General features: G+C 44.0%; 17 protein-coding genes. 16 read left to right on the plus strand and 1 reads right to left on the minus strand.

The genetic code is table 11. The features are described 5' to 3' along the window. Positions 1–7: 7 nt before the first annotated feature. From CI595_RS11800 to CI595_RS11845, 11 genes are all read left to right on the plus strand, one after another. On the plus strand, positions 8–1,423 hold the full coding sequence (locus tag CI595_RS11800; protein ID WP_095173463.1) for an MATE family efflux transporter: 1,416 nt from the start codon (positions 8–10) through the stop codon (positions 1,421–1,423). Further along, on the plus strand, positions 1,420–1,572 hold the full coding sequence (locus tag CI595_RS26065) for a hypothetical protein (RefSeq protein ID WP_156087470.1): 153 nt from the start codon (positions 1,420–1,422) through the stop codon (positions 1,570–1,572). The genes CI595_RS11800 and CI595_RS26065 overlap by 4 nt, the downstream gene beginning before the upstream one ends. Before the next feature lie 319 nt (positions 1,573–1,891). Beyond that, positions 1,892–2,743, plus strand: coding sequence for a sugar phosphate isomerase/epimerase family protein (locus tag CI595_RS11805; RefSeq protein ID WP_095173464.1), 852 nt, complete (start codon positions 1,892–1,894; stop codon positions 2,741–2,743). A gap of 82 nt (positions 2,744–2,825) precedes the next feature. Beyond that, positions 2,826–4,139, plus strand: coding sequence for a glycoside hydrolase family 1 protein (locus CI595_RS11810; RefSeq protein ID WP_095173465.1), 1,314 nt, complete (start codon positions 2,826–2,828; stop codon positions 4,137–4,139). Between the two features lie 68 nt (positions 4,140–4,207). After that, complete coding sequence (locus tag CI595_RS11815) at positions 4,208–6,046, plus strand: family 43 glycosylhydrolase (protein WP_095173466.1); 1,839 nt, start codon at positions 4,208–4,210, stop codon at positions 6,044–6,046. Next, a complete protein-coding gene (locus CI595_RS11820) occupies positions 6,043–8,589 on the plus strand; it encodes a family 78 glycoside hydrolase catalytic domain (RefSeq protein WP_095173467.1) in 2,547 nt (848 codons plus the stop codon). The genes CI595_RS11815 and CI595_RS11820 overlap by 4 nt, the downstream gene beginning before the upstream one ends. Before the next feature lie 544 nt (positions 8,590–9,133). Continuing rightward, positions 9,134–10,762, plus strand: coding sequence for a glycoside hydrolase family 43 protein (locus tag CI595_RS11825; protein ID WP_095173468.1), 1,629 nt, complete (start codon positions 9,134–9,136; stop codon positions 10,760–10,762). Continuing rightward, on the plus strand, positions 10,755–11,915 hold the full coding sequence (locus CI595_RS11830; protein ID WP_095173469.1) for a glycoside hydrolase family 88 protein: 1,161 nt from the start codon (positions 10,755–10,757) through the stop codon (positions 11,913–11,915). The genes CI595_RS11825 and CI595_RS11830 overlap by 8 nt, the downstream gene beginning before the upstream one ends. A 150-nt stretch (positions 11,916–12,065) precedes the next feature. Then, positions 12,066–13,349 carry an ABC transporter substrate-binding protein gene (locus CI595_RS11835; protein ID WP_162291860.1) on the plus strand — a complete coding sequence of 428 codons (1,284 nt, stop codon included), beginning with the start codon at positions 12,066–12,068 and terminating at the stop codon, positions 13,347–13,349. A gap of 65 nt (positions 13,350–13,414) precedes the next feature. After that, a complete protein-coding gene (locus CI595_RS11840) occupies positions 13,415–14,311 on the plus strand; it encodes a carbohydrate ABC transporter permease (protein WP_095174331.1) in 897 nt (298 codons plus the stop codon). Next, the gene (locus CI595_RS11845; RefSeq protein ID WP_095173471.1) at positions 14,311–15,162 is read left to right on the plus strand and encodes a carbohydrate ABC transporter permease; all 852 of its coding nucleotides are present in this window, start codon (positions 14,311–14,313) and stop codon (positions 15,160–15,162) included. Before CI595_RS11840 ends, CI595_RS11845 begins: the two co-directional genes overlap by 1 nt. Here CI595_RS11845 and CI595_RS27345 read toward each other — a convergent pair. Then, positions 15,152–15,316: a DUF6783 domain-containing protein gene (locus tag CI595_RS27345; RefSeq protein ID WP_408608196.1), complete on the minus strand. Its 165-nt coding sequence runs from the start codon at positions 15,314–15,316 to the stop codon at positions 15,152–15,154. The two genes, CI595_RS11845 and CI595_RS27345, sit on opposite strands and share 11 nt — an antisense overlap. Positions 15,317–15,393: 77 nt before the next feature. On the opposite strand from CI595_RS27345, the gene CI595_RS11850 reads away from it, so the two are divergent. The 5 genes from CI595_RS11850 (at position 15,394) to CI595_RS11870 (ending at position 26,740) form a co-directional block, all read left to right on the plus strand. Then, the gene (locus CI595_RS11850) at positions 15,394–17,202 is read left to right on the plus strand and encodes a sensor histidine kinase (protein WP_095173472.1); all 1,809 of its coding nucleotides are present in this window, start codon (positions 15,394–15,396) and stop codon (positions 17,200–17,202) included. Between the two features lie 5 nt (positions 17,203–17,207). Continuing rightward, positions 17,208–18,716: a response regulator transcription factor gene (locus CI595_RS11855; protein WP_243135170.1), complete on the plus strand. Its 1,509-nt coding sequence runs from the start codon at positions 17,208–17,210 to the stop codon at positions 18,714–18,716. Further along, positions 18,713–19,549: a carbon-nitrogen hydrolase family protein gene (locus CI595_RS11860; protein WP_162291861.1), complete on the plus strand. Its 837-nt coding sequence runs from the start codon at positions 18,713–18,715 to the stop codon at positions 19,547–19,549. Before CI595_RS11855 ends, CI595_RS11860 begins: the two co-directional genes overlap by 4 nt. 304 nt (positions 19,550–19,853) lie before the next feature. Continuing rightward, a complete protein-coding gene (locus CI595_RS11865) occupies positions 19,854–21,218 on the plus strand; it encodes a glycoside hydrolase family 28 protein (RefSeq protein ID WP_095173475.1) in 1,365 nt (454 codons plus the stop codon). 26 nt (positions 21,219–21,244) lie between these two features. Further along, positions 21,245–26,740, plus strand: coding sequence for a DNRLRE domain-containing protein (locus tag CI595_RS11870; protein WP_095173476.1), 5,496 nt, complete (start codon positions 21,245–21,247; stop codon positions 26,738–26,740). The last annotated feature ends 52 nt before the right edge of the window (positions 26,741–26,792 follow it).

Here is a 26,792-nt window from a genome sequence, read left to right on the forward strand (position 1 = left end):
ATTGAATGTGAATGACAAAACATTGAAGAGTCAGGAACTGTTTGAAAACATGCCGGTCTGGACAGCAGTTTTTTCTATGGCAGTGCCGTCTTGTATTACCATTCTGGTGATGTTTTTTTACAATATGGCGGACATGTTCTTTATCGGGCAATTGGGAGAAATGGCACAGGTGGCTGCGGTATCGGTTGTAAGTCCGGTATTTTCCCTGGCTGCTGCTGCGGCCACTATGCTTGGGATCGGTGGATGTTCGGTGATTGCAAAAGCAGCGGGGGCAGGGAAAATTGAGGATGCCAGGACGTATGGCAGTCTTTGCTTTTACACAGCGGCCGCATTTGGAATTCTCTGTACCATTGTAATGCTGATCGCTTCCAAATCCGTTCTGGGACTGCTGGGAGCGAATGCGGAAATTTTCGTGTATGCAAAGGATTATATGCAGATCCTGGCATTGGGGGCGCCGATGATGCTTTTATCTACCACCCTCGGGGCCTTACTCCGGGCTGACGGTGCGATCAAAGAAGGTCTGATTGGAAATATGACGGGCACAATACTCAATATTGTACTGGATCCCATATTTATACTGGTCTTTGGATGGGGAGTAAAAGGAGCTGCGGCTGCGACGCTTCTTGGAAATGCTGTCAGCACCATTTATTATGTGATCTATATCCGGAAAAAGGGACAGATTCTGAGTCTAAAACCATCTTATGCCATTCGGAAACCAAAATCTTTACTGCACATTATTGCAGTTGGAATGCCAAACGGAATTTCCAGTATCTTAAGCGGATTTGCTGCTACTTTTTCCAATAACCTTTTGGTTTTGTACGGAACCAATGCGGTTGCTGCTATGGCGGCAGCCGGCAAGGCAACCATGATCATATCCATGATCCAGATGGGAATCTGTATGGGAGTGCAGCCAATGCTGGCGTATAATTACGGTGCGCGTAATGTATCCAGGCTGAAAGAGATTTTAAAAGCTTTGAGTCTATTGACAGTTGTCATTGGATTGGCAGCAGCAGCCGGATGTATATTTGCCAGAGATACATTGATAGGGATGTTCTTAAAGGATGCTGCGGCAGCTCAAATGGGAAAACAGTTAGTGGTATACCTTGTGCTGGCAAGCCCCATTATAGGATTTTATTATCTTGGAACAAATTTTCTGCAGGCGGCCGGAAATGCAGTGACGGCAACCATTGTTTCCCTTCTTAGACAGGGAGTGCTGTTAATTCCGTTTTTATTTCTTATGAATCATCTGATGGGATTTTTGGGAATTGCGCTGGCACATACATTGGCAGATGGCATAGCGACAATTGTGGCAGTTTTAGCTATGTATATACAATACAAAATATTAAAAATAAACAGATCAGAGAGACAGGAGAATCATTATGAGAAGAATCCGGACACAGAAAAAGTGAGAATGGTACGTTGACAAAGGCAGAACTTCAGCCGGCAGCCGGACTACAGTTAGATCAGATAATCCTTCAGGATTTCGTGATCGCTTATGTCTTCGCAGCATATCTCGCCGCTATAGAGGAGTTCCGGCTGATGTTGGAGGGAGACAAAAATGAGCTGGCATAAGGTGCTTTGCATTGCCAGGATATCACCTTCCGAAGTTCTGAAGGTGACTTTGGAGCGGCATTCTTTTACTTTATTTAAGAAGTCTTCAAGATCGCAATTTTCTTTTAGACGCATGATATAATTCTTCCTTTCATTTTTGATTCCAGTAGTTTTCTACTATAATAGCATAGTAGGGGGGATTTGGATGTTTAAATATTGCGAAAAAAGATTGGATTTTCGTTATAAATTTTGAAACATGAAAATAGGAACATTTTATATAAAAAAGAGACACATGGGAATGGGATTTATTTTATACTAAAAGGAGGAGGATAGAATAGAAATGGCAAAGAAAGCAGTACAGCAGATTATGCTTGGAACGGTTACAAAAAATGAAGATCAGGCGCAGGAGACACTAAAGCAGATAAAGGCGGCAGGTTATGATGGGATTGAATTGAATGGTTTTATGATACACCCCTCTTCATTTTTGGTTCGGGTTATGACAAAAGCAGCCGGTATGCCGGTTGGAAAAGGCGGACAATTTGACTGGAAAAAGTTACTGGATCAGGCGGAACTCTGCTGTGTAAGCCTTCATGAAGACCTGGGAACGATTCAGAGAGATCCGGAGGTTGTGATTGCAGAAGCAGATAAATTGGGAACAGATAAAATTGTGATTACGGGAATGTATCGTTTTGATTATTCAGATAAAGAAGCTGTCAGGAAACTAACAGATGACCTGAACCGTTCAGGAAAAGTGCTTAAGGATTCCGGTATTCAGTTATTATATCATAATCACAACTGTGAATTCCGAAAAGTGGAGCCGGGCAAAACGGCATATGATATGATAATAGAAGAAACAGATCCTGAATATGTGAATTTTGAACTGGATTCTTACTGGCCCACGGAAGCGGGAGTATCGGCAATAACGCTTATGAAAAAGCTGGGTGAGCGGATGAAACTCTATCATATCAATGACCGGGGAACAAAAGTAAGCGGCCCGTCTATGACACCAATCCTGAAATCAGACAGTATGGAGTTGGGGTACGGTAACATGAATCTGGAAGAATTAGTGAAGCAGGCCCTTGACGTGGAGGTGGATGCCATTATTCTGGAGAGCCATAAGAATTGGGCGGACAGATCACCCGTAAGATCACTGCAGCTCAGTGCGGAGTTTTTGAAACAACACATGGTATAACATAAAAGGTATCGTGGCTGTTTGACCGCCTTATCGTTACAGGAAATCCAATGATATTATCAGTATAAAAAGGAGACAGGTTATGGGAAAATTTGAAAAGGGATTCTTGATCGGCGCTGCAACCGCCGCACATCAGGTAGAAGGCTATAATAAAAACAGTGATTACTGGGCCATGGAACATATGAAGTATACTTCTTTTGCAGAGCCTTCACTGAATGCAGTTGACCATTATAACCGCTATGAAGAAGATATTAAAATGATGGCAGAGGCAGGGTTAAATGCTTATCGCTTTTCCATTGAGTGGGCAAGAATTGAACCGGTAAAAGGTGAGTTTGATGAGAAGGAGATCGAACATTACCGCAAAGTATTGGAGTGCTGTAAGAAGTATGGGATAGAACCGGTTGTCACATTGCTGCATTTTACATCACCGAAATGGTTGATCAAAGAGGGCGGTTGGGAGAATGAAGAAACCATTGGATTATTTGCAGATTACTGTAAGTATGTCGTGGAAAGATTAGGCTCTTATATGCATTACATCTGTACCATCAATGAGGCAAATATGGGGATTCAGATTGCCGCTATTTCTGCAAGATATAAAGCACAGATGATGGAGAAAATGCAGCAGGGAGCAGGAACCCATGCAAATAAAGAGGCGGCAGAAAGCACAGAGGGAACCGTACAGGTTGGCCTGAATATGCAGAAAATGATGGAAAATATGCAGAAGCAGGCCGAGGAAAACATGGAAGTGTTCGGTGTGGCCACGCCCCAGGTATTTGTAAGCAGCAGGACACCCGAAGGTGATATTCTGGTTATGAAAGCCCATCAGGCTGCAAAGAAAGCCATCAAAGAGGTAAATGCCAATCTTCAGGTGGGACTTACACTTTCTCTTCATGACATCCAGGCAAAAGAAGGAGGAGAAAAACGGGCAGAAGAAGAATGGAACGAAGAATTTTTACATTATCTGCCCTACATAAAAGAAGATGATTTCTTTGGACTTCAGAATTATACACGTTCTGTGATCGATGCAAATGGAATTTGTGCAGCACCCCAGGGTGCAGGATTGACACAGATGGATTATGAAATTTATCCTCAGGCGCTGGAAGCCTGTATCCGGAAAGTATATAAGGAATTGAATATACCTATTATAGTGACGGAAAACGGCATTGCAGTTGAGGATGATACCGTGCGTGTGGACTTTATCAATAAGGCGACAGATGGTGTGGCAAATTGTATCGCAGACGGTATTTCGGTGAAAGGGTATATGTACTGGTCATTGATGGATAACTTTGAGTGGCAAAAAGGGTATTCTATGACATTTGGGTTGATTGCCGTTGACAGAAGCACACAGCAGAGAACTGCAAAGCCAAGTCTGAAGTATTTGGGTGGACTTATTTAATTGTGGCGGGGCCAACCGCCGTTGCCGGGTTACGTTATAAAAATATAAATAGCAAGAGGTGTTCATAAATGAAGTATTATTGTAATCCTGTTAATGTACCGTATCGGTATCAGTTTAATATGGATCCGCGTTCTCATGGAAAGCTGCAGATTGACAGGGAGGGGGCTGACCCGTCTATGATTCAGTTTCAAGGGAAGTATTATATTTTTGCTTCTATGAATCTGAGTGTCTGGGTATCAGAGGATATGGTAAACTGGGAGTCCTATTCTCTTCCCGAGAATCTTCCCCTTTATGATTATGCACCGGATGTAAGAGTATGCGGTGATTATGTGTATTTTAGTGCATCGAGGAAGGGAGAAAATTGTAATTATTATCGGACCAGAGACATTATCAGAGGGCCCTATGAGGAGATTGCAGGTACATTTGATTTTTGGGACCCTAATTTGTTTTTTGATGAGGACGGGAAGATTTATTTTTATTGGGGGTGTTCTAATATTACTCCTGTATGGGGTGTAGAACTGGAGCCGGAGACTATGCTTCCTAAGACAGATAGGAAAGTGGTGATCCAGGGAAATCCATACGAGATCGGTTATGAACGGATGGGAATTGATAATTGTGAGTTTCCCCGTGGTGAGGAAGAGGTGGAGATGATGTTTCAGGGATTCCTGAAGCAGAGCAATATGACAGAAGAACAGCTTCCGAAGGTGTATGCACCGCAAATCAGGGGTATGTTTACAAGAAGGCCTTTTATTGAAGGGCCGTGGATGGATAAGTTTGGTGGAAAATATTATCTTCAGTATGCATGTCCGGGAGCACAGTTCAATACTTATGCAGACGGCGTGTATGTGTCGGATTCGCCTCTTGGTCCGTTTTCTCTGGCCGCAAACAATCCTTTTTCCTATCATCCGGGCGGTTTCATGCCGGGGGCCGGTCATGGGTCAACCATGTGGGACAAGGAGGAAAATCTCTGGCATACTTCTACTATGAGGATCAGTGTTAACCACCAGTTTGAACGCCGTGTTGGAATCTGGCCGGCGGGATTTGATCAGGATGGCGAGTTGTTCTGTAACCAGAATTACGGGGACTGGCCCATAGCAGTGGAAGAAGGGAAAAGAAATCCCTGGAATGAACCTAAATGGTATCTTCTAAGTTATGCAAAACCTGCAAAGGCATCTTCTGCGGCGGAGGGAAAGGATGCAGATCAAGCGGTAAACGAAGATTCACAAAACTGGTGGAGAGCCGCAGGCAGTGCCCCAGGGGAATGGTTAGAGGTTGATCTGAAGAAGACAATGGATGTAAGGGCAATTCAGATCAACTTTGCAGATGATGATCTTCCCATTGCGTCACCGGGGGAAATTAAGGGCACAGCCACGCAGCCGCGGTATATCGAGGAAAGAAATCTGCGGACAAGATGGAAACTGGAAGGCTCATTGGATGGAAAAGAGTATTTTGTAATAGAAGATAAATCAGAGGCTGTGACAGATTTGCCCCATGATTTTATCGTGCGTGAAAATGGCATTCAGGTTCGTTATGTTCGGCTTACCATTATTGAGATTCCATATGGAGTGGAACCCTGCATTTCCGGGCTGCGTATCTTTGGAATAGGGTCGGGAGATAAACCGGAAATGCCTGTATTCGAGGCTGGCAGAAGTGAGGATGAGTTAGATTTACTGGTGGCTGTTGAAGGGAAGAAAGACGCAGTTGGCTATAATATCTGCTGGGGTCATGAGGAAGAGAAACTCTATCATAGTTACCAGATTTACCGCAGTGTCAGGGACGTGGAAACGGACTGTGATGGAAGGATAGACAAAAGAATCGGAGCGCTGGTCAAAGGGCAGGATTATTTTGTACGTGTAGATGCATACAATGAAAACGGAATTACCAAAGGAAAGGTTACAAAGATATGAAAGCAGTCAATCTGAAAACAGAACATATGGAAAATCCCGTGGGCATTGACACTGCAAAGCCATATTTGTCATGGACTTGCCGGGATGGCAAGAGACAAAGGGCGTATGAAATTGAAGCAATAAGCGGCAAAAGCACTGTCTGGAAAAGTGGTAAAGTCTATACTGATCACATGCACGCTGCATACGGAAGTGTTCTGAAAAGCAGACAGAACGTAATCTGGAAGGTACGCCTCTGGGATGAAAAGGAAGAAGTTGGAGAGTGGAGCGAACCGGCAGTGTTTGAGATGGGACTTTTGGAGGAGTCCGACTTTCATGCAAAATGGATAAATCCGGAATTGGAATGTGATCCGGCAGTGCACAAACCGGCTAGTTATTTGAGGACATCTTTTGATGCGGATAAAGTGTCAGATGCGAGACTTTATATTACCTGCCATGGTGTTTATGAGGCGTATTTAAACGGAGAAAGAGTAGGCAGCTTTGTCCTCGCTCCAGGGACAAGCTCCTATGATAAATCCCTGGCTTATCAGACATATGATGTGACACGGCTTATAAAAAAAGGAAAGAATGAGGTTATGGTCATTCTGGGGGATGGCTGGTACCGAAGCTGTTCCGGCGTGGATGGAGACCGCAATTTGTACGGGGAAGATGTGGCGCTATACTTCCAACTGGAGGCAGATGGTGAGGTGATCTGTATCTCAGATGAGAACTGGACAGCCTCCCAGAATGGTCCTCTCCGGGAAAATGATATGCAGCAGGGCGAGACATATGATGCAAATATGGAAACAATAACGGGGTTTCATCCGGTTAAGACGGAAAGGTTTGGTCTGAAAAATCTTGTGTGCTCCAATAGTCATCCGATTGCAGAACGTGAACGGTTTGATGGAAAAATCATACAGACGCCCAATGGCGAAACCGTGATTGATTATGGACAAAATCTGGCCGGATATGTGGAATTTACGATTTGGGCACATGAAGGAGACAAGATTGTCCTGACTCATGGGGAAACTCTGGATGAAAACGGCAACTTTACAGCAGAGAACTTTCAGGACCGGAAGCGTCACAAAGAGGGGGGAACAGAGCAGAGGGTGACGTATATCTGCAGAGAGGGACAAAATCACTATAAATCCCGTTTTACCATCTGGGGATTCAGGTATGCAAAAGTTGAGACGGATATAGATTTGACAGATGCCAGCTTTACTTCCATTGCGGTTTATTCAGACATGGAACAGACAGGTACCTTTGAATGCTCCGATACATATGTGAATCAACTGGTACACAACAGCATTTGGAGCCAGAAATCTAATTTCTGCGATGTGCCCACAGACTGCCCCACAAGAGAACGCGCAGCATGGACAGGGGATATGGGGGTATTTGCAGATACAGGATTATTCCTGGAAGACTGTTATCCGGTGATTCGCAAATGGCTTGGGGAATGCCGCCTGAATCAGTATGAGGACGGAAAAGTTGCCAATATTGCGCCGAAAAATAATAAACCGAGTTTCTTTTCCGGGATGCTTGCAGGTTCTGTAGGCTGGGGAGACGCCGCCATTATCGTTCCTTATGTGATGTATAAGCGTATGGGAGATATCCGTATTCTGGAAGAAAATTATGAAATGATGCGGAAATGGTATCAGTTCCTGGAAAGCAGGGCAAAACAAAAACCTCTGAATCCGGTTAAACGGTTAAAAAAGAATCCTTATAGAAATCATACCATAGAGACAGGTGTAGACTATGGGGAATGGTGCGAGCCGGATGTGGAGAGCACCATGGCCATGCGCACACCGCAGGAAAAGGTTTCAACTGCTTATTTTGCATATTCAGGAAAACTTCTTTCTGAAATCGCGGGGATACTCGGAAAAAATGTGGATGAAGAGAATTACCGCCAAATTTCCGAAAATGCAAAGAAAGCTTTCCGCCACATTGCTACCGAAGACGGAAAGATCAATTCCGACAGACAGGCGGAATATGTACGCGCCATCACGTTTGATTTACTGGACCGGGAAGAAAAGGCTTTGGCGGCAGCAGAGCTTAATCAATTGGTGATCAATAATGATTATCATCTGAACACAGGATTCTTGTCCACGCCTTCTCTCTGCCCCGTATTGGCGGAGTACGGATATCTGGAGACTGCATATAAGCTGCTCTTGCAGGACACTATGCCCGGTTGGCTTTATGCAGTAAAAAAAGGTGCCACAACTATTTGGGAGACCTGGGATGGAATCAATGAAAGTGGGAAACCGAAGGCTTCTTTGAATCATTATTCATATGGAGCAGTCTGTGGCTGGCTTTTCCGGGGTGTGTGCGGAATTTGTCTGGAGGGAAATAAGATCACGATCAGACCCATGCCCTATAAACTGCTGCAATACGCAAAAGCCTCATATCGATCACCGGTGGGAGAAATTGTAAGCGGGTGGAAATATGAGGAAGATAAACTGATCTTTGATATAGAGATTCCTGCGAATACAGAGGCAGAGGTGATCTTGCCCGATGGAAGTACACGGTTACTGGAACCGGGAAAACATAGGTTAGGTGTGACGGAGTGACAGACTTTATAACGGACATCATGATTCATATTGGATCATGGTGTCCGTTATTTTAAACTAACATTTTTTGTGAAACCAGGCACGGTGTATATGGAGAAGGCTGTAAAACTTCCATAGAATCTAAAAAATACCATGCCAATACAGTGAGTATTCACGGACCAGGAAGTGTTTAGGCTTCACCATATGCATTATATGAGTTATTGGGCAGTTCTTTCTATAATCAAAATGTCGAACCGGATTTAAACTGGTTCGGCATTTTTTATTAGGAAAATGGGGAGCATTGCCGTGATCCCCGATTACACTGCAGGGTTGAATTAACCAACCGCAAGTTGCTTACTGCAATTCTGCTATTAAAGCAAGAGGAGCGGGAGACGGGCGAGCCGGAAATAAGGTGGGGAAGCCGGTCAAACTTAACTTAAAAAATTGCCTATCCAAATATAAAATTGTATTTAAATGATACAAAATTTTCTCCATAATAAATATAAAATTGAAAACTAAATCACAATAGCTGGAGGAGAAGATTGTATGAAAGGACGAGAGTAATATGATAAAAAATCCAATTTTAAGGGGCTTTAATCCTGACCCATGTATCTGCAGGAAACAGAATGACTATTTTATCGCAGTATCATCCTTTGAGTGGTTTCCGGGAATTCCGGTATATCATTCCAAAGATTTAAAACACTGGGAACTCTATACTCACATTTTAACGGATGATTCTAAGATCAATCTCGGAAGGCTCACATCAGGTCAGGGGATTTGGGCACCATGCTTAAGCTATTGCAAAAAGGATGACCTTTTTTATATTGTCTATGGAATCGTAGAGCCAAATGGAATGAATGTTGATAATTACCTGGTTTCTGCTAAAGACATAAGAGGACCTTGGAGCGAACCGGTATATTTGCAATCTTCTGGCTTCGATGCGTCGCTGTTTCATGATGATGATGGTCGGAAGTGGCTCGTTTCCCTGGAGTGGGAAAGGCGTGAAGGCTACCAGAAGCCAGGCGCCATCTGCATGGCAGAATATGATGCACAGGAAAAAAGACTGGTCGGGTATCCGAAAAGGATCTGGAGTGGAGGGACGACAAGAGGATGGATAGAAGGTCCCCACCTTTATAAGCATAGAGGAAGGTATTACCTGCTCTGTGCCGAAGGGGGTACCGGCTACCATCATTGCTCTTCTGTCGCAAGGGCAGAAAAGATATGGGGGCCGTACGAAGGCGACCCGGCAAATCCGGTGATTACCTCTATCGTTACAGATGGTTCGGAAGGAAGAACTAAAGCTGCTGAGGACCTGAACTACTATAACCCGGAAATCAGGCTCCAGAAAGCTGGGCATGCAAGCCTGGTGGATACACCAGAAGGAGAATACTATGCTGTGCACTTGTGTGCCAGACCACATCTTCCGGAACTGCGCTGTACTTTGGGAAGGGAAACTGCCCTTGCTAAGATGGTGTGGACAAAGGATGGATGGCTGCGCAAGAAAAATGGCTCCCCTCTGCCGGAGGATGTCTGTGAAGAAAGCATGGGAAAAGAATATGAGATGCCACAGATTGAGCCACACGATGATTTTGACGGGGATGAGCTGGGAATCCAGTATTATGCCCCGCATTATATGCCGCAGAGCTTTGCGGATGTGAAAGCAAGGAAGGGGTATGTCAGGATCAGAGGACAGCAGGTACTGGATTCCTTTAATAAAGTCAGCCTGCTTGCGAGGAAGATCACATCTGTACATATGGAAATTTCTACAAGAATGGAGTTTTACCCGGAAGTGCACCAGCATACAGCAGGATTGGCGCTTTTTTATGACAACTTGAATTATTTTTATTTAAGGAAATATTATAGCGAGACTCTTGGGCAAAGTGCTCTTTCTGTGGTACAGTCGGAAAATGGGAAGGTGACGGAGTATCTGGATTCAAGGGTTCCGGTATCTGACCAGCCGGTAGTACTGAAAATGAAGATAGAGGGGCATACCACTTATTTTGAGTGGTCATACAAGGAAGAATTTGAAAGAATAGGGCCGGATCTGGATACCACAAAGCTATCAGATGAATACTGCGGGGAGTTTACCGGCACGTTTGCAGGTATCGCCTGTACAGATGGTGTATTCCGTAAGAAAACAGCGGACTTTGATTATTTTGATATGAAAGAATTGGAAGGGAGAGAGAATGAGTAAAAAAGAAAATCCTGAATGGGTAGAAGATACAATTGAAAAAATCCGTCAGAAAATGGATTGGGTAAGTGAAAAAAACAAGGATAGGATCCCTTATAAGACACTGAAGGACGGAAGCTATGATGACCGTTCGGACAGCAGTATTGAATGGAGCACTGATGATGGGCTGAACTGGTGGACAAATGGCTTCTGGGGCGGTATGATGTGGCTGATGTACCTGGATACCCATAATGAGCGCTATATGGAGATCGCAAGAAACTGTGAGAAAAAGTTGGAAACATGTTTTCAGGGCTTTTATGGGCTGCACCATGATGTAGGCTTTATGTTCCTTCCGACTGCTGTTGCCGATTACAAGGTAACGGGGAATCCTGAATCCAGAAAAACAGCGCTCCATGCAGCAAACCTTCTGGCAGGGCGGTTCAATCCGGCAGGGCGGTTCATCCGTGCATGGAATGAAGTCAATGGAGATGACACCACAGGCTGGGCTATTATTGACTGCATGATGAATATTTCATTATTATACTGGGCTTCTGACGAGACAGGAGATCCCAGATTCAGGCAGATCGCCATGCTGCATGCGGATACGGTCAGAGAATTTTTTGTAAGGGCAGATGGTTCGGTAAACCATATTGTAGAGTTTGATCCGAATACAGGGGAAATGGTTAGGTCATATGGCGGGCAGGGCTATAAAGAAGGGTCTTCCTGGAGCCGCGGGCAGGGCTGGGCACTCTATGGCTTTGTGAATAGCTATGCGCATACAGGGAAAACAGACTATCTGGATACGGCAAAGCAGGTGGCACACTATTGCATGGCAAATATCCCGGAATCCGGTCATATTCCCGTAGATTTCAGACAGCCAAAGGAGCCGGCATGGGAGGATTCCTGCGGAGCATGTGTGATTGCCAGCGGGCTTTTGGAATTGGCGAAATATGTGCCGGAATTGGAGCAGCATTTTTATGGGCAGGCAGCAGAGAAGATCTTAAGGGCATTGCTAAAAGACCGGTGTGACTGGAGCCGGGACTGTGATGCCATGATCCAAAACTGTACGGGGGCTTACCATCATGAGGAAAGCCATCATATTACGATGACTTACGCAGATTTTTATTTTATGGAAGCGATATATAAATATAGAAATGCAGAAAATTTGTTCTGGTAAATTGTAACAGTTCAGACTGGTCTGCCTGAACTGTTACGGTAAATAACATCTTAAAAAATGAACTACGGAACTTTAAAAATGCATTTTTTAGATGATCAACAAATGCTAAACTGGCATCATAACAAAGAGATACCGAAAGGAGCTAGGAAGATGAAGAAAAAAGTGGTAAGTCTGCTGCTTGCAGCGGCTATGGTTACAGGGTTGTTGACCGGATGCGGAAATGGGGCAAAAGACGGCGGTTCTAAAACAAAAGATGAGAAGGTTGAATTGACTGTGATGTTTTCCGGGGGAGACCAGAGCTGGAAAAAATCAGTTGAGGGAGTTGCAGAAAAATTTATGGAAGAGAACCAGGATATAGATTTGAAACTGGAGCCATCTGGTTCCGGCGTATATGATGATTTCCTGAAGACAAAAGATGCAGTTGGGGAATTTGGAGATATTGTAGAACTAAAGAGCACAAAAACATATGCACAGTCAGGAAAGGTAATTGAATTGCCTGAAAATATCACTTCATTGATCGAAACACCGATTATTATAGATGATAAAATTTATGGGGTGCCCACAGCTACCAATACACAGGGAATTATTTATAATAAGAAGATCTTCACAGACTTGGGGCTGGAAGAACCAAAAACCTATGCGGATTTCCTGGATATCTGCCAGAAAATAAAAGATTCAGGTGTTGACCCGCTGGTGGTAGGCGCAAGTGATCTGTGGCATATGGGATTTTGGGTAAACGGCTTCTTCAGAAACGATGTTATTGCCAACAATCCGGATTTCCTGAAGCAGAGGACAGAAGGAAAAGTATCCTGGACGGATGCGGATCCTACAAAGCTGGTGGAAGACACAAAAGAGTTATTTGACAAAGGCTATGTGCAGGACGGTTATATGAGCACGGCAGACAGCCAGACGGCAGCTATTCTGACTTCCGGCACAGCAGCTATGCTTTTCTCAGGGCCTTGGATGTTTGCACAGCTGGAAGAAGCCGATGCTGATTTTGATTATGGATTTTTCTTTGTACCGAATGATGCAGGGGAATTAAATGTATTCAGTGATACCGGGTCAGGATGGTCAATCTCTGATGAATGTGCAGCTGATGAAAAGAAATATGATGCTGCACAGAAGTTCCTGGAATTCTACTATTCAAAAGATGTATATACAGAGGTAGTTCAGACAATGAACGCAATACCGGCTACAAAAGAACAGATTACATATGACGCTTCTGATGTACAGAAAAAACTGATTGAGACATTCCAGGACGATGCGACGAAAAAATGGACACACCAGATCGGAGACATGGATACACCGGATGGATTCAGGGACTTTATGTACAAGACCATACAGAATGTCATACTGGGGCAGACCTCTGTTGAAGATGCAATGAAGGATCTGGATAAAGAATGGGATAAAGATGTAGCAGCTGAGGCGCAGTAATTAGCAGAGAAGAAAGGAGGATCCCGAAACCACAAGTCAGGGATTCTCTTTTTATGGAGGCAGTTATGAATAAATTAAAGAGAAATAGATTTGACTGGCATACCTTGCTTTTCATATTACCGGCGTTCCTGCTGTATTCAGGATTTGTACTGTTTCCGGCAATAAGCAGTATTTACTATAGTTTTACTTCCTGGAATGGTGTTGAGGCAACAATGAATTTCATTGGGCTGTCTAATTACAAGGAACTGTTAGATCCGGAAAACGTAAGGTTCTGGGGAGCCATTCTGAGGACCTTTATTGTAGCGGTTGTCGTGGCAATTGGTAATAATGTGATCGCCTTGATCTTAGCAATGCTTGTGGATAAAGTCAGGATCTTAAAAGGGCTTTTTAGGAGTTCATTTTATATTCCGGTGCTCATCAGTGGAATTGTTGCGGGATTTATCTGGAAGATCATGTATAACAATAACTTCGGTGCATTTAATCATATCCTGTCAGCACTTGGCATGGAAAACCTTACGAATGACTGGCTCGGAAATCCTAAGACTGCATTGATCTCTCTCATAGTGACAATCTTATGGCAGGGCGCGGGATATTATATGATCATATACCTTGCGGGGCTGCAGTCTATCCCGGAGGAACTTGCTGAAGCAGCAAAGATTGACGGGGCAAATGGGTGGCAGCAGTTTTGGAAAGTAACATTTCCTCTTCTTGCAGGTTCGATCACCATTAATATGACGCTTGCTTTGATCAACGGCATGAAAGTATTTGACCAGATTAATGTCATGACCAGCGGTGGTCCCGGTTTTTCAACGGAAACCATGACCTATTACATATACAAAGTAGCTTTTGGGGAGATGCGTCAGGGCTTGGGAACGGCAGCGAGTATCATATTGTTTATACTGATCCTGGTCTTTAATCAGGTGCAGTCCAGGCTGCTTCGGAGCAGGGAGGTGGAGATGTGATGAAAAAGAAAGAGGCAAAGGCAAAAAAGCCTTGGAAAGTATTGGATTTTGTTTTACTGGCTATAGTGACTATCCTAGCAGTTATGTTCCTGTTTCCCACCTTTTATGCGTTCATGTCTTCGCTGAAAACAAACGGTGAAATACTAAAGGACTCCATGGCACTGCCATCCAGGCTGAATCTGGATAACTTCGTATATCTATTTCAGGAGACAGAATTCCCCAGGGCCCTTATGAACAGCGCGATCCTGACGGTAGTCTCTATGGTTCTGATCATTATTGTAGTACCTATGGCTGCTTACGGGATAGAAAGAAAACAGTCAAGGGCAACGAAAGCAGTGTACAGCATCTTTATTGCTGGTATGATGATACCTTTTCAGGTATACATGGTTCCGCTTTTTAAACAGCTGAAAGTTTTAGGGCTGTATGGAACATTGTTAGGGCCGATCATCATCTATGTGGCAGGGGCGGGATGCTTTGGAACACTTCTGTATTGCAGCTTCATACGCGGTATACCGAAGGAACTGGAAGAGGCGGCTGCAATTGATGGGTGCGGCAGATTCCGCACATTCTGGCAGATTGTATTTCCCCTGTTGAAATCATGTACCTCCAGTCTGATCATCATCAATGGCCTGGGAATATGGAATGACTATTTGATGCCAAGTCTTGTGCTGAATTCAGATACAGGGGCAACCATCAACGTGGAGATATTTTCCTTTGTGGATCAGTTCACAAGCCGCTGGGATGTTGTATTTGCAGGGACGGTATGTGCTATGCTCCCCATTCTGATCGTATTCCTCTGCCTGCAGAAACACTTTGTCAAAGGTGTGGCGGCAGGAGCAGTCAAAGGCTAGAGTGCTGAAAATTCATTTCGACAATCTGCACGCCACAGTTTGCCGAAAGCAGTTTTCTGACACGCTCTGGTACAAAAAGAAATCCCTGCAGCAGAGTAGCTGGAGGGATTTTTATGATATAATGAGCATTAGTGAGGAAAATATGCTTGCATATTTGACGAACGGCGAATGGCGATCATGAATGGAAGGTTCATGATATGATAGAAAAAAACAGGATATGGTGGAGTAGTGATGAAAAAGCATTTGTCTTTGTACCATAAGTTTGCAATTATGCTGATCTGTGCAGGTTTACTTCCAATGGGAATTCTATGTTCCGCTATGGTAAACAAGATGTTTGGGGAATACAGGCTGTCTGTAAGCAGTAATTACAGCCAGGTCACCTCGTATATGAATCTTAGCCTGAACGATATGGTTAAAAATTATGATGATACGACGAAAATGATGTATTACTATGATATGGAGGCAGACCAGCAGGCAGTCCTTACATATGGGAATTATGATAATATCAGGCAGATCTTGCTGCAGGAGGAAGAGAACCGCATTGCGGATATGGAACGCTTCCTGCAGACGGTCCAGAGTGCGGACGGGAGCATCACGGCAGTCCATTTTATCGCACAGGATGCGGTTGGGGAACAGCAGGATTTTCACTATAATACAGCAAGTAATTATTTTGAAGATGAACAGATCTTTGAAAACGTGGTTGGCTATGAAAACATGAGCAGGACAACCAGGACTGCCATGATGATTCCTACCCATAAAAACAGTTATTATCATGGCGCGGATAAACAAGTATTTACCATAGCGCGCAATTATTTTGACCTGACGAGAATGAAGGCCGGAAATACTTATGATTACTTAGGAACGCTTTTTATTGATGTGGATGTAAAACGGCTGGAAAATGTTTATGAGCAGACCCACCTATCCGGAGAAAATGAAATTTATATTATAGATTCTGCCGGAATCTGTTTCTTTAGTACGGATTCTGCAAGTATTGGAAAAAAGGTAGAAAGCACGATCGCAGAGGAGCAGGAACTCAGCACCAGTATTACTATGGAGTCGGACTATAATAGTTACGGGCTAAAGACACGAGTGGTAATGGAGACAGATGAGGTTTATTCACATATCCGGTATCTGCAGCGGATGATCTACATTATATTGGCAGTCAGCCTCGTTGTATTGGCATGGGGGGCAATTGTTTTTTCAAAGCGGCTTACGAAACCCATACACAGCATGATGGATAAAATGGCGGAGATAGAGACCGGAAATTTCCGCGTAAAGATACCGGTAACGTCTAACGATGAGATTGGCGTCTTGTCAGAACGCTTCAATCAGATGTCCCAGGAACTGGAACGGTATATCAACCAGGTCTATGTCGCACAGGTAAAACAGACGGAAGCGGAAATGACCGCGTTAAGATCACAGATTTATCCCCACTTCCTCTATAATACACTCGAAGTGATCCGTATGACTGCTCTGGAGGAGAGAGACGAAACAGTATCCCGCATGATTGAAGCCCTTTCCGTCCAGATACATTATATTATCGGTACGGTGCAGGATATGGTACCCCTGGGGAAAGAGGTGGAGATTGTGGAAAAATATATCTATCTTTTAAACTGCAGGATTGATGGGGAGATCGCTTTTCATTCGGACATTAAAAATGAGTCATCCTTTATTGTGCCCAAGCTGATCCTTCAGCCGATTGTGGAAAATGCCTATGTACATGGCATAAAGCCAAAAGAGGGAAGCGGGACAATCCGCATTGACACGGAGGAAAGTGAAAAAGAGTTGATCATATCCGTTATGGATAACGGGATTGGAATGAGTAAGGAAGAAGTAGATAGGATTATGAGGCTTTTGGAAGGGAATGCCATCGGAATCAAAAATGAGCATAATTGGCAGAGTATCGGGCTGAAAAATGTCCATGACAGAGTCCGGTATCTCTATGGAAAAGAGTATGGGCTGCGGATCAGCAGCTCCGAGATGGTGGGAACTATTGTCAGTATTGTACTGCCTCTTAACGGCAAGGAGGAATCCGAGTGATTAAAATGGTGATTGCAGATGATGAGAGTGTTATCATCAAGGGAATCCGGAAATTGATAGACTGGTCAAAATATGGGATTACGATTGTAGGAAGTTATCAGGATGGGAAGTCCGCTCTTGACGGCATTATAAAGACGCAGGCAGATATTGCCCTTTTGGATATCAATATGCCTAAACTGAGCGGAGTTGACATTTTAAAAGAGCTGAACACGCTGGAGGTCCATACAAAGGTTGTATTTATCAGTGGTTTTCAGGAATTTGAATATGCTAAGGCGGCAATTCAGTTTGGGGCAATGGCTTATATTTTAAAGCCAATTATCCGGCAGGAGCTGATCGACAGTATACAGAAATGTATAGAAGAACTGCACATGGAACAAATGATCCAGAAAAAGGATATACCTGTGATACAAGAGGAGGGGCTTAAAAAATTAACGGAAACGGAAGAGACTACTTATGTACCTGCCCTTTTGCATATTGCGTATCACAAGGAAACCAGACAGGAGAGGAAACTGATCCAATTTTCAGTGTCCAGCTGTCTTGAAAAAAAACTGGAAACAGATAACAGCGGGATCATTTTTTCAAGAAACGGTCACCAGATCCTTGTATTCAAAGGGCTGGACAGAGAGGAACTGCATCATTATTTACTGTCTTTATGCAAGGAAACGCTGGAAAAAACAAGACATCAGATTGGTCTGATCGTAGGTCGGGAAGTGAGTACTATGGGCCAGATTCCGGCGGCCTATAAGGAATGCCAGGATAAAAGCGGCTGGTTTTTCTTTATGAGCGAATGGAAGAATCCGTTTATTTTCCAGGAAGGTTCTGGATTTTACCATGAGAGTGCATTAGAAGATTTGGAAGCGGGAAGGAAAAAACTGGTGGAGCTGATGGTAAAGCAGGATCAGGAAGGATGGGAGAAGCAGTTCGCATGGTACAGGTATTGTATCGCAGTCATGGCATCAGGGAACCGCGAAGATGCCGGGTTTCATTTCTGTACAGGTATACGGGCTATACAGGATTATTTAAGTGATGTGGGGATCAAGGCGGAATTTGATATGAGGGAGCTGTTAGAAAAGGGCAGGGATGTTGAGGATTTTGCCCAGATGTCTGCTGTATATAAGAAATATTATTGCCAGTGTTATGAGCTGGTCGCAAAATCTGCAGAAAAGAATGATAACAAACCCGTTATGGAAGCAAAAAGGTATATTGAGGAGCATTATCAGGAGAATCTGTCTCTGGATATACTGGCCGAGAGGGTCCATATGAATGCATATTATTTTTCCAGCTTCTTTAAGAAAAATACGGGTATGAATTATAAGGAATATCTTAATGAGATCCGCCTGAAACATGCAGTCTCACTCATGCTTTCTTCCGATAAAAATGTGAGCGAGATTGCAAATGATGTGGGATTCTGCGATGTGCGTTCCTTTACCAAGGCATTCAGCAAAAAATATGATGACACACCGGGAAACTATAAGAAAAGGCTTGCGAAAGGTTTGGGAGGAGAGGGATTGTGAGACTGGCGCTGGTTCAGGGAAAACAGAATGAATTGTATGATTTTACAGATCCTAAGAGACGCTGGACAAAAAAGGAGGCAGCTGTTCTTCAAAGTGAGATGCTGGATCAGAATTTTAGAATGATAGAGGGAGCTGTGTCACAGGGAGTGGATCTTGTTGCCACCTCGGAAGCAATTAATTTTGCCGGCCAGCCGGGGCAGTTTGAAGGAGACTATAAAGCGTTCATCAAAAAAGGACAGGATGATATCTGCAGAAGGATCAGCGGTCTTGCAGCCAAGGGACATTGCTGGATGGTGGCGGGGCTGTACCGGGTGGATGATGGAGGAAACTTAAGGAACAGTGCCTTTATATGGGACTCCTTGGGAACGCTTCGGGGGATCTATGACAAAGTGCATCTGGCAGGGACGGAAAAGGAAGAAATATTACCGGGTGACTGCTACCCCATATTCGAGACCCCTTTTGGGCGGATCGGGGTATGTATCTGCTGGGATATGCAGTTTCCGGAATGTGCCCGGATTTTGAGTATAAAAGGAGCGGAGCTGATCCTGTGCCCAACATGGGGATGGGAAAGCATCTATGGACATGCGAGGGCATATGAGAATGGAGTATATGTAGCAGCGGCGATGTCAGTCCCTTATTGGATGGACATCGAAGGGATCAGGAACCCGAGTGAGGTGGTGGCACCTGACGGTACAGTCCTGGCAGCAGCGGGCAGGCAAGCATCAGGCGCACTTTTTTGTGAGCTAGACATAAAAGACTGTGCTCCCTATAAGGCAGTACGCATGGATGACCGACAGCCGAAAACATATGGGATACTGATTGATGAAAGATAGAATAAGGACTTTAGAAAAGGAATATTTATCATATGTAAAAAGATTAAAAAATGCTAGTTATGTCTAAAAAAGTGTATAACGATCCGGGACTTCCGGCGATACAATAAACTCAGAAAGTTGATTGTATCACCGGAAGTTTTTTATGGAAGGAGAAAGTATGAAACGTTCTGAGATTAACAAAAGAGATGGAACAGCTCATAAAGGAAAATGGTTTCCATCTGCCGCCATTTTGTGATTGGACGCTGGGAAGTATCCATAGGGAGGCAGAAACACCAAAGGAATCGATAGGAAGGGGAAAGTGATCATGGAGAAAACAGCATTTTATATACAGGATTTTGGTGCAGTTGGCGATGGTAAAACGAAGAACACAGTAATGATACAGAAATGTATAGACCTCTGCCATAGCAAAGGCGGCGGAAGGGTCATTCTGGAGCAGGGAACCTATGTGTGCGGGACCTTGTACCTAAAGAGCAAGGTTACGCTGGAAATCAGGGAGTCTGCCATTTTGCTGGCAAGCCCGGATATCAGGGATTACGGTACAGATACGCATTATAACAGGTATAAAAACGAACATGACATGGATCGGTGCTGGATTTATGCGGAAGGGCAGAGCGACTTTTCAATTATGGGAAACGGGGAAATAAATGGGAATGCGGCCGCATTTCCAAATGAGGGGAGTATTTACCGGCCAATGATGATGCGTTTCCTCCGGTGCGAAAATATACATCTGTCAGGCTTAAGACTCATGGATGCGGCAGCATGGACAACGGCATTTTTGGACTCCGCGTACATATGGGTTGAAAATGTACGGATAGAAAACGAAACAAATTACAATGGGGATGGCCTCGATTTTGATGGGTGTTCCCATGTATTTGTCCGTGGATGCAGCATTACAGGTACCGATGACAACCTGTGCCTTCAGGCAGGAAGCAAGGAATATCCTACAGAACAGATCCATATCAGCGACTGCGAATTCACATCCTTATGTGCCGCAATCCGGATAGGCCTGAAGTCTGTAGGAACGATAAGGAATGTAGTGGTCACAAACTGCACGATGCAAAATGTATGGAGAGAGGGCATAAAGATAGAATGCACAGAAGGCGGAAAGATATCTGATATCGCGATCCAAAATATTACAATGCAGAATGTATCCCGCCCGGTTTTTGTGATTTTGAATAACCAGTTTGATCCGGAAGGGTTGGGCAATTCCATTCATCTTGAGGCAGTGCCGGAAGTAGGAAAACTGGAACGGATTGTTATCCAGAACCTGCTGGCTGAGGATGGACAGGAGATGGAATCTGCACATTACCGCTTTGGGAATGACCTTATGGGCGCCCCGTGGTTCAATGGGATACGGTTCGATGCGGCTGAGAACCATTTCATCACAGATGTGACACTGGAAAATATCCGCTACCGGACGGTTGGCGGGGTAAGACTGGCTGAGATACCCGAGATATATCCCAAAATCGTGGAGCAAAAGGATTTGGATAAAAAGCCGGAGGCCGGCAATTATTATCCTGATTGGAGCAGGACAACCTTTATGGATATCCGGAATGTAGAGGGCCTATGGCTGTCAAATGTTGGATTGGAAGCAATTTATAAAGATGAACGACAGGGATACTTAATAGAGCATTGTATTGTGAGGAAAGAAGAAGTACACGTTTTTTAACAGAATAAAAGCTGTGAGGTGGGCAGATGAGAAATTTGAATTTGAAAAGGCTTCTGATATTAGTTTTAGCGGCGTCTATGTTAATGAATGCTGTGCCAGTGTATGCTGCGGAATCTATACCGATAGAATCTGGTGAGGGTGAAATCCAGCAAGCAGCAGGGAAAAAGCCGGAGGCATCTCAGGATGAGCAAGAAAACCAAGCTGGAACAGGAGAGATACAGCAGGACAACACGGAAGATCCTGAATCGGAAGACAGCGTCGCAGATGACGCACAGAAAGGCAACACGGAGAGTTCTGAATCGGAAGATAGCGTCTTAGATGATGTACAGCAAGGCAACATGGAAGATTCTGTACCGGAAGACAGCATCGCAGAAAAGGGAACAGAGCAGGAAACTTCTGAAGTGTCTAATGCCATAGAAGAGGAGATTTCAGATCAGACTGGAGAACAGGGAGAGACACAAAGATGGTCCATTCAGGAAGATGCCTTTGTTCATAATTGGCCAGGATATGATTCCATCATTAAAGCACAGGACGAGAAGGATAAGGGGATTCTGGGTGTCGGCAAAGCAAGGCTTTTATTTTTCCGCTTGGATTTGTCGGAGGCAGAAGCCGGACGCAAGGCAGAATCTGCAAAGATATGCCTATATAAGACAGATAGCAATACCAATACCGTAATATATGACCGGACGGATCCCAAGGCGGAATGGAAAGCAGATAACATTACTGCTGTAAATATGCCGGATTGGGAAAGCGAGCCGGCTTACAAGAAAAATATAGCTGGAAAGGACTGTTTTATAGAACTCGATATGACAGAACTTGTAAATAACGCTATTGAAAACGGGGAGCAGCAACTAGATATCAAGATGGATCTGGCTGCAGAAGCGCAATATGCCAGCTGGTTCCAGTCCTCACGATGGGAAACAGAAGAGCAGAGACCTTATTTTGAAGTGGAATATAAACCTGAAATTTCAGACGAGCAGAAGGTGCAGCAGGCAATACAGGAAATTGAGAAAATGGATGGAATGTATCTGTCCCAGAAGGTAAAATTTCCATTTTTTGAACAGCACGAAAATGGGGCAGCGGTTGCTTGGGAAAGTGACAGTGAGGCTCTCCAAACTGATGGCACAGTTAACCAGCCAAAAGACAGGAATGCGGAGGTACATCTGACTGCAACGGTATCAAGTGGCAAAGAATCACAGAGCGCCACCATAACCGTAACCGTGTTAAAACAACAGTCCTTGTCTCCTTATGCAAAACAGTCTTTATCTGATCTGATTGAATATACGGGGAAAACGCTGAAAGGTACGCAGGAAGCAGGCGATGGGGAAGCGGCACCGGCGGGAACGTATTCTAAGGAAAAAGGGGATGTCCTCAGGGAACAGATGAAAAAGGCGGAGGCTGCGCTGGACAGTGAAATGGAAAATACATATACATCTTACTGTACAAGCATTATCGCCGCAGGGAGTGAATATTTTGGTTCTGGAAGGATCTCTGATGAGGTATTAGTTACATCAGATGACAATGACGGAAATGGAAATCTGCTTGAATATTCTGTGTACCGCGCAAAACTGAACAGTCTTGTATGGGCAGCAAAGGCACAGATGCTTGTGGAGCCACAAATGTATACCAAATCGGCCAAAGCAGCACTTCAGGAACAGATCGAACTTGCAGAACAGGCACTTGATGGATCCTATGAATTTCCATACAGCAGAAACAGGGAGTTCATGGCTGCGAGGGATGACGAGGCCATCCAGTATGTAACAGACTATCATGTCATGATGCATAACTATGGAACAGGCGATTATGGCCTGGAGCCGGTACTGACGTGGTATAAAAATCAAAATATTGCAGCTACAAGCTTCATGACTATGAACTTAAGCCCTGTATATGCTACATTTGTACATCATTATAAGGGCAATCTCGATGACGTCTACGGAAATAATCCTGAAACACTCGTAGTAGGGAAAGCTGATAATGACAGGGTAGCACTCCTCCAGTTTGACCTTTCCCAGATACCGGAGAATATTGTAAGTTCACAGCTTACAATTACAAACTGCCAAAATGGAGGGATACTATGCCTTAATCTTGAAGAAGATGATTGGGATGGAAATGCGATTTCAGCAAGAGGATATGAAGAAAAGTACGGGCAGGTATACTCCAAGCAGCAGTTATCGGAATTTACCATTAAGGGAGCAGGAACCCCAACGGTATTGGATGTTACGGATGCTGCTGTCGGACAGGCTTTAAACGATGGAAAAATATCTTTTAGTATTACGGCGTCAAATGTAAATTTCCCAGTAGGAATTTATGGAAACAATACAAATGTTCAGGAATCTTACCGGCCTGCATTAACAGTTACGGTTGCAGCTGTGGATGATGCAAAGCTGCAGAGTAAATATGATGAGGTGATCGGTCTGGCCGATGAATTTAAAAAAGATGCAGAGGCAGGGGAATCCACAGGGCAGTATCCCCCTCAATATTTGGATGCCGTAGATGGAGCTGTCAATCATGTGAAGTCTCTGTTTGAGTCGGGAGAAAAGGATGTTTATCTTTTAGGCACTGCCATGGTCCAGGCCGTGGATGCTGTCCGTGACGCAAGAGATAACCGCATTTTAAACCTTGGGGACGACGAGAATCTATTCCTCAGCAAAGAGGATATGGATAGCATCAAAGAAAGGGCAGAGAGTTTAAAAGAACTGAAGGAAGTGAAAGATACAGTTATGGACACGGCTGACCTGTATGATGCAGATACACTTCAATGGTTGTATGATACAGTTACATCTGACGATATTCAGGCATTGAATAACAAAGGATTTAAAGTATGGTCGGAAGGTCGAAATATAAATTTTAAATCGCCGGAAGGAACAAAACAGGCATATTTAGAAGTACGCCTGTCACCAGAAAACTATGAAGGTTCAGGAATTGGGCATGCATGGCTGGATAAAATTGAACTGGTGCCGACAAAAAGTGTGAATCCTGCCATACCTAATGCCGGATTTGAGGAGGGGGAGACTGGATGGACATTTATAAAAGGTGAGAATACCAGTGGAAAGATTGACTCTACATATGCGTATGAGGGAGAGCATTCACTGTACATAGAAAACACAGCAGAAGGTGCTACCGGATACTGGCGTTCAGATCCTTTTGCTATGGAGCAGGACGGATTTGAATTGAGATTCCGTGGAAAGTTTGATGATAAGTTCACTGGAAAAGGCCTTATCATGGTACTTCATTATCTGGATGGGGCCGGCAATGAAATCGGTCAGAGCGACGAACTGGGACGGAATACCAAATCGGCACTTGTGCTGGATACAAGCTACGCCAGTGGATATCAGTCATGCGCTTTAGCATATATGCTGACGGGCGATGAAAAATATGCGAAATGTTCTTTTTGGTATATGATGCTGTTTTTGGATGACCACCTTCAAGGGGTTGAATACTGGGTGGTAAATAGCTCAAGACCCGATGATTTTGATTATTATGGGGCTGTGCAGGAGGGAAGGAATGCAAATACACTGGCAACGGCGTATTCTCTGATCAAGTCTGCGGATCTGTTTGGCGGAGATGAAGCCTTGGAAAAAGACTATTATAATAAAGTGAAGGCCCTTCTGCGTGACTTACTGGATTTGAGGGACCGTACAGAACTGCCCATAGATGAAGTGGCAGTGGATTCAAATAACTGGCATACAGATATGTCAATTGGTGCTGCCATGCTTGCAATGGCATTTTACGATCAGATTGACAATGCCCAGCAATATATTGACAATGGTAAATATATAGTCCAAGGGCAGCTATATACCACAGTAAGAGAAGATGGAAGCTGGCCAGAGTCCATCCGATATCATATATCTGCATTGAATAAGATGGCACTATTTGCTAAGGGACTGCGCCATGTTACAGGTGAAGACTGGTTCAGTGAAAACAGTAAAGTAGACATTTCCAAAATGATGCGGTTCCTTGTGGAAGTACAGGCACCGGCATATGTCAATGGTGAGATCGGCACACCGACAATCGGTGACGATACCTTAAGCGGAGGCACATTATTTAGCGTTTTAGGATGGTATTGGGATGAGGTGGTACAAAACAATCCGGAACTAGGCCAGCAGATGTATGAGACTTGGGTAAAAGCCGGAAAGCCAATCGGGAGCTTTGGCAGCGAAGACAATATACTGCAAAACTTCTTCCTAAATCCGGACTATGAGGATGAATACGACTGGGTAGAGGATTATGAATTGAATTTAGGCTCCAGTGACTATGCAAAAGAATATGGTCTATACCAACTCCGTAATAAGTATGGAACAGAAAATGAGACATACCTTGCGTTTATTGCTAATGAAAAGCCTATCGGCCACAACCATTATGACCAGCTTGCATTCTCTATGTACTATAACAGTACTCCATTGGTCGTAGATCCGGGGATAGAATCTTATTTTTCATCGTCAAAGGGAACATATATATCTACTGGTTCTCATGCCACAGTACAGTTTTCTGATGAGAAGGGATATCAGAATCTGGGGACATCCTCATATGACCGCAGTTTTGTACCTGGGGATCTGATGGATCAGCTTAAGGCAACCACCGACTTTAAGGAAAATGTGACATTGACCAGGACGATCGCATATGCAAAAAGCGGAGCGGACATTTTCGCTGTCTGGGATCAAATAAACGGAGCAGACAATCCGACACGCTGGAACCTTCCGGTTTCTGCCCAGGAGATTAACATAATAGATAAAAACAGAGTGGACATAAAGGGCTTTGATGGAGTTGGAATGACGCTGTTGCTGCTGGAAGGCAGCAGTTCTATAGAATCCGAACAGATCCGTGGGGCAGGCATGCTGCCTGTAAAAGACGGTAACAGTTCTCCGCTGGTAGATGTCATACGGGCTTATGGAGAGACGCCGGAAAGCAACTATCTGGCAGTGATGATTCCTTATGTGGGAGAGGCGGGAACAGTGGCATATGAACCAGCCCAACCATCTACAGATGGTGTGTCTGGATATTGGATCCATGTTGGTGAACAACATTATTTAGTTGCTATAAACAATACAGATACAGAGCAGTCCTATGATTTTGGCGATATGACATGCATACAGTTGTCTGATGGCGCCAAAGTAGAAGGAAGTACTGCAATCCAAGCTGGTCAGATGCAGTTATTAAAAACAGAAGAAAAAGGCGGAGATAACACTGGCGGTGATGAAAATAAGCCTGGAGAGGATGATAATAAACCAGGAGAGGATGATAATAATAAGCCTGGAGACGATGAAAATAAGTCAGATAGTAATGATCCTGATCCAGGAAATGACGAGAATAAGAAGGAGGATAATGAATCTAACATAAAACAAAAGAATACGTCATCTGATAATCAGAAATCTACTCAAAACACTACATCAGGTAAGAATGTGAAGACTGGCGATAATACAAGTGTTATGGGAATATTTATTATTCTTGCATTAAGCGGTGTTACAATTCTTATTATACTTATAAGAAAACGGAAATCAGGACAGCAAAGGAGCAGGGAATAATGAGGCTGCCATTGTGGATGGTGTTTTAGACGAAGACTTGTACCAGGAACTG

This window comes from Blautia hominis (assembly GCA_002270465.1).
In the GTDB taxonomy this organism is placed as follows: Bacteria; Bacillota; Clostridia; order Lachnospirales; family Lachnospiraceae; genus Blautia; species Blautia hominis.

Bases quoted from the DNA above. Each gene is read 5' to 3' on its own strand.
- CI595_RS11830 (WP_095173469.1), top strand. From the start codon at position 10,755: ATGAGTAAAAAAGAAAATCCTGAATGGGTAGAAGATACAATTGAAAAA.
- CI595_RS11870 (WP_095173476.1), top strand. From the start codon at position 21,245: ATGAGAAATTTGAATTTGAAAAGGCTTCTGATATTAGTTTTAGCGGCG.
- CI595_RS11845 (WP_095173471.1), top strand. From the start codon at position 14,311: ATGAAAAAGAAAGAGGCAAAGGCAAAAAAGCCTTGGAAAGTATTGGAT.
- CI595_RS11805 (WP_095173464.1), top strand. From the start codon at position 1,892: ATGGCAAAGAAAGCAGTACAGCAGATTATGCTTGGAACGGTTACAAAA.
- CI595_RS11865 (WP_095173475.1), top strand. From the start codon at position 19,854: ATGGAGAAAACAGCATTTTATATACAGGATTTTGGTGCAGTTGGCGAT.
- CI595_RS11850 (WP_095173472.1), top strand. From the start codon at position 15,394: ATGAAAAAGCATTTGTCTTTGTACCATAAGTTTGCAATTATGCTGATC.
- CI595_RS11840 (WP_095174331.1), top strand. From the start codon at position 13,415: ATGAATAAATTAAAGAGAAATAGATTTGACTGGCATACCTTGCTTTTC.
- CI595_RS11835 (WP_162291860.1), top strand. From the start codon at position 12,066: ATGAAGAAAAAAGTGGTAAGTCTGCTGCTTGCAGCGGCTATGGTTACA.
- CI595_RS11825 (WP_095173468.1), top strand. From the start codon at position 9,134: ATGATAAAAAATCCAATTTTAAGGGGCTTTAATCCTGACCCATGTATC.
- CI595_RS11815 (WP_095173466.1), top strand. From the start codon at position 4,208: ATGAAGTATTATTGTAATCCTGTTAATGTACCGTATCGGTATCAGTTT.
- CI595_RS11820 (WP_095173467.1), top strand. From the start codon at position 6,043: ATGAAAGCAGTCAATCTGAAAACAGAACATATGGAAAATCCCGTGGGC.
- CI595_RS11855 (WP_243135170.1), top strand. From the start codon at position 17,208: ATGGTGATTGCAGATGATGAGAGTGTTATCATCAAGGGAATCCGGAAA.
- CI595_RS11810 (WP_095173465.1), top strand. From the start codon at position 2,826: ATGGGAAAATTTGAAAAGGGATTCTTGATCGGCGCTGCAACCGCCGCA.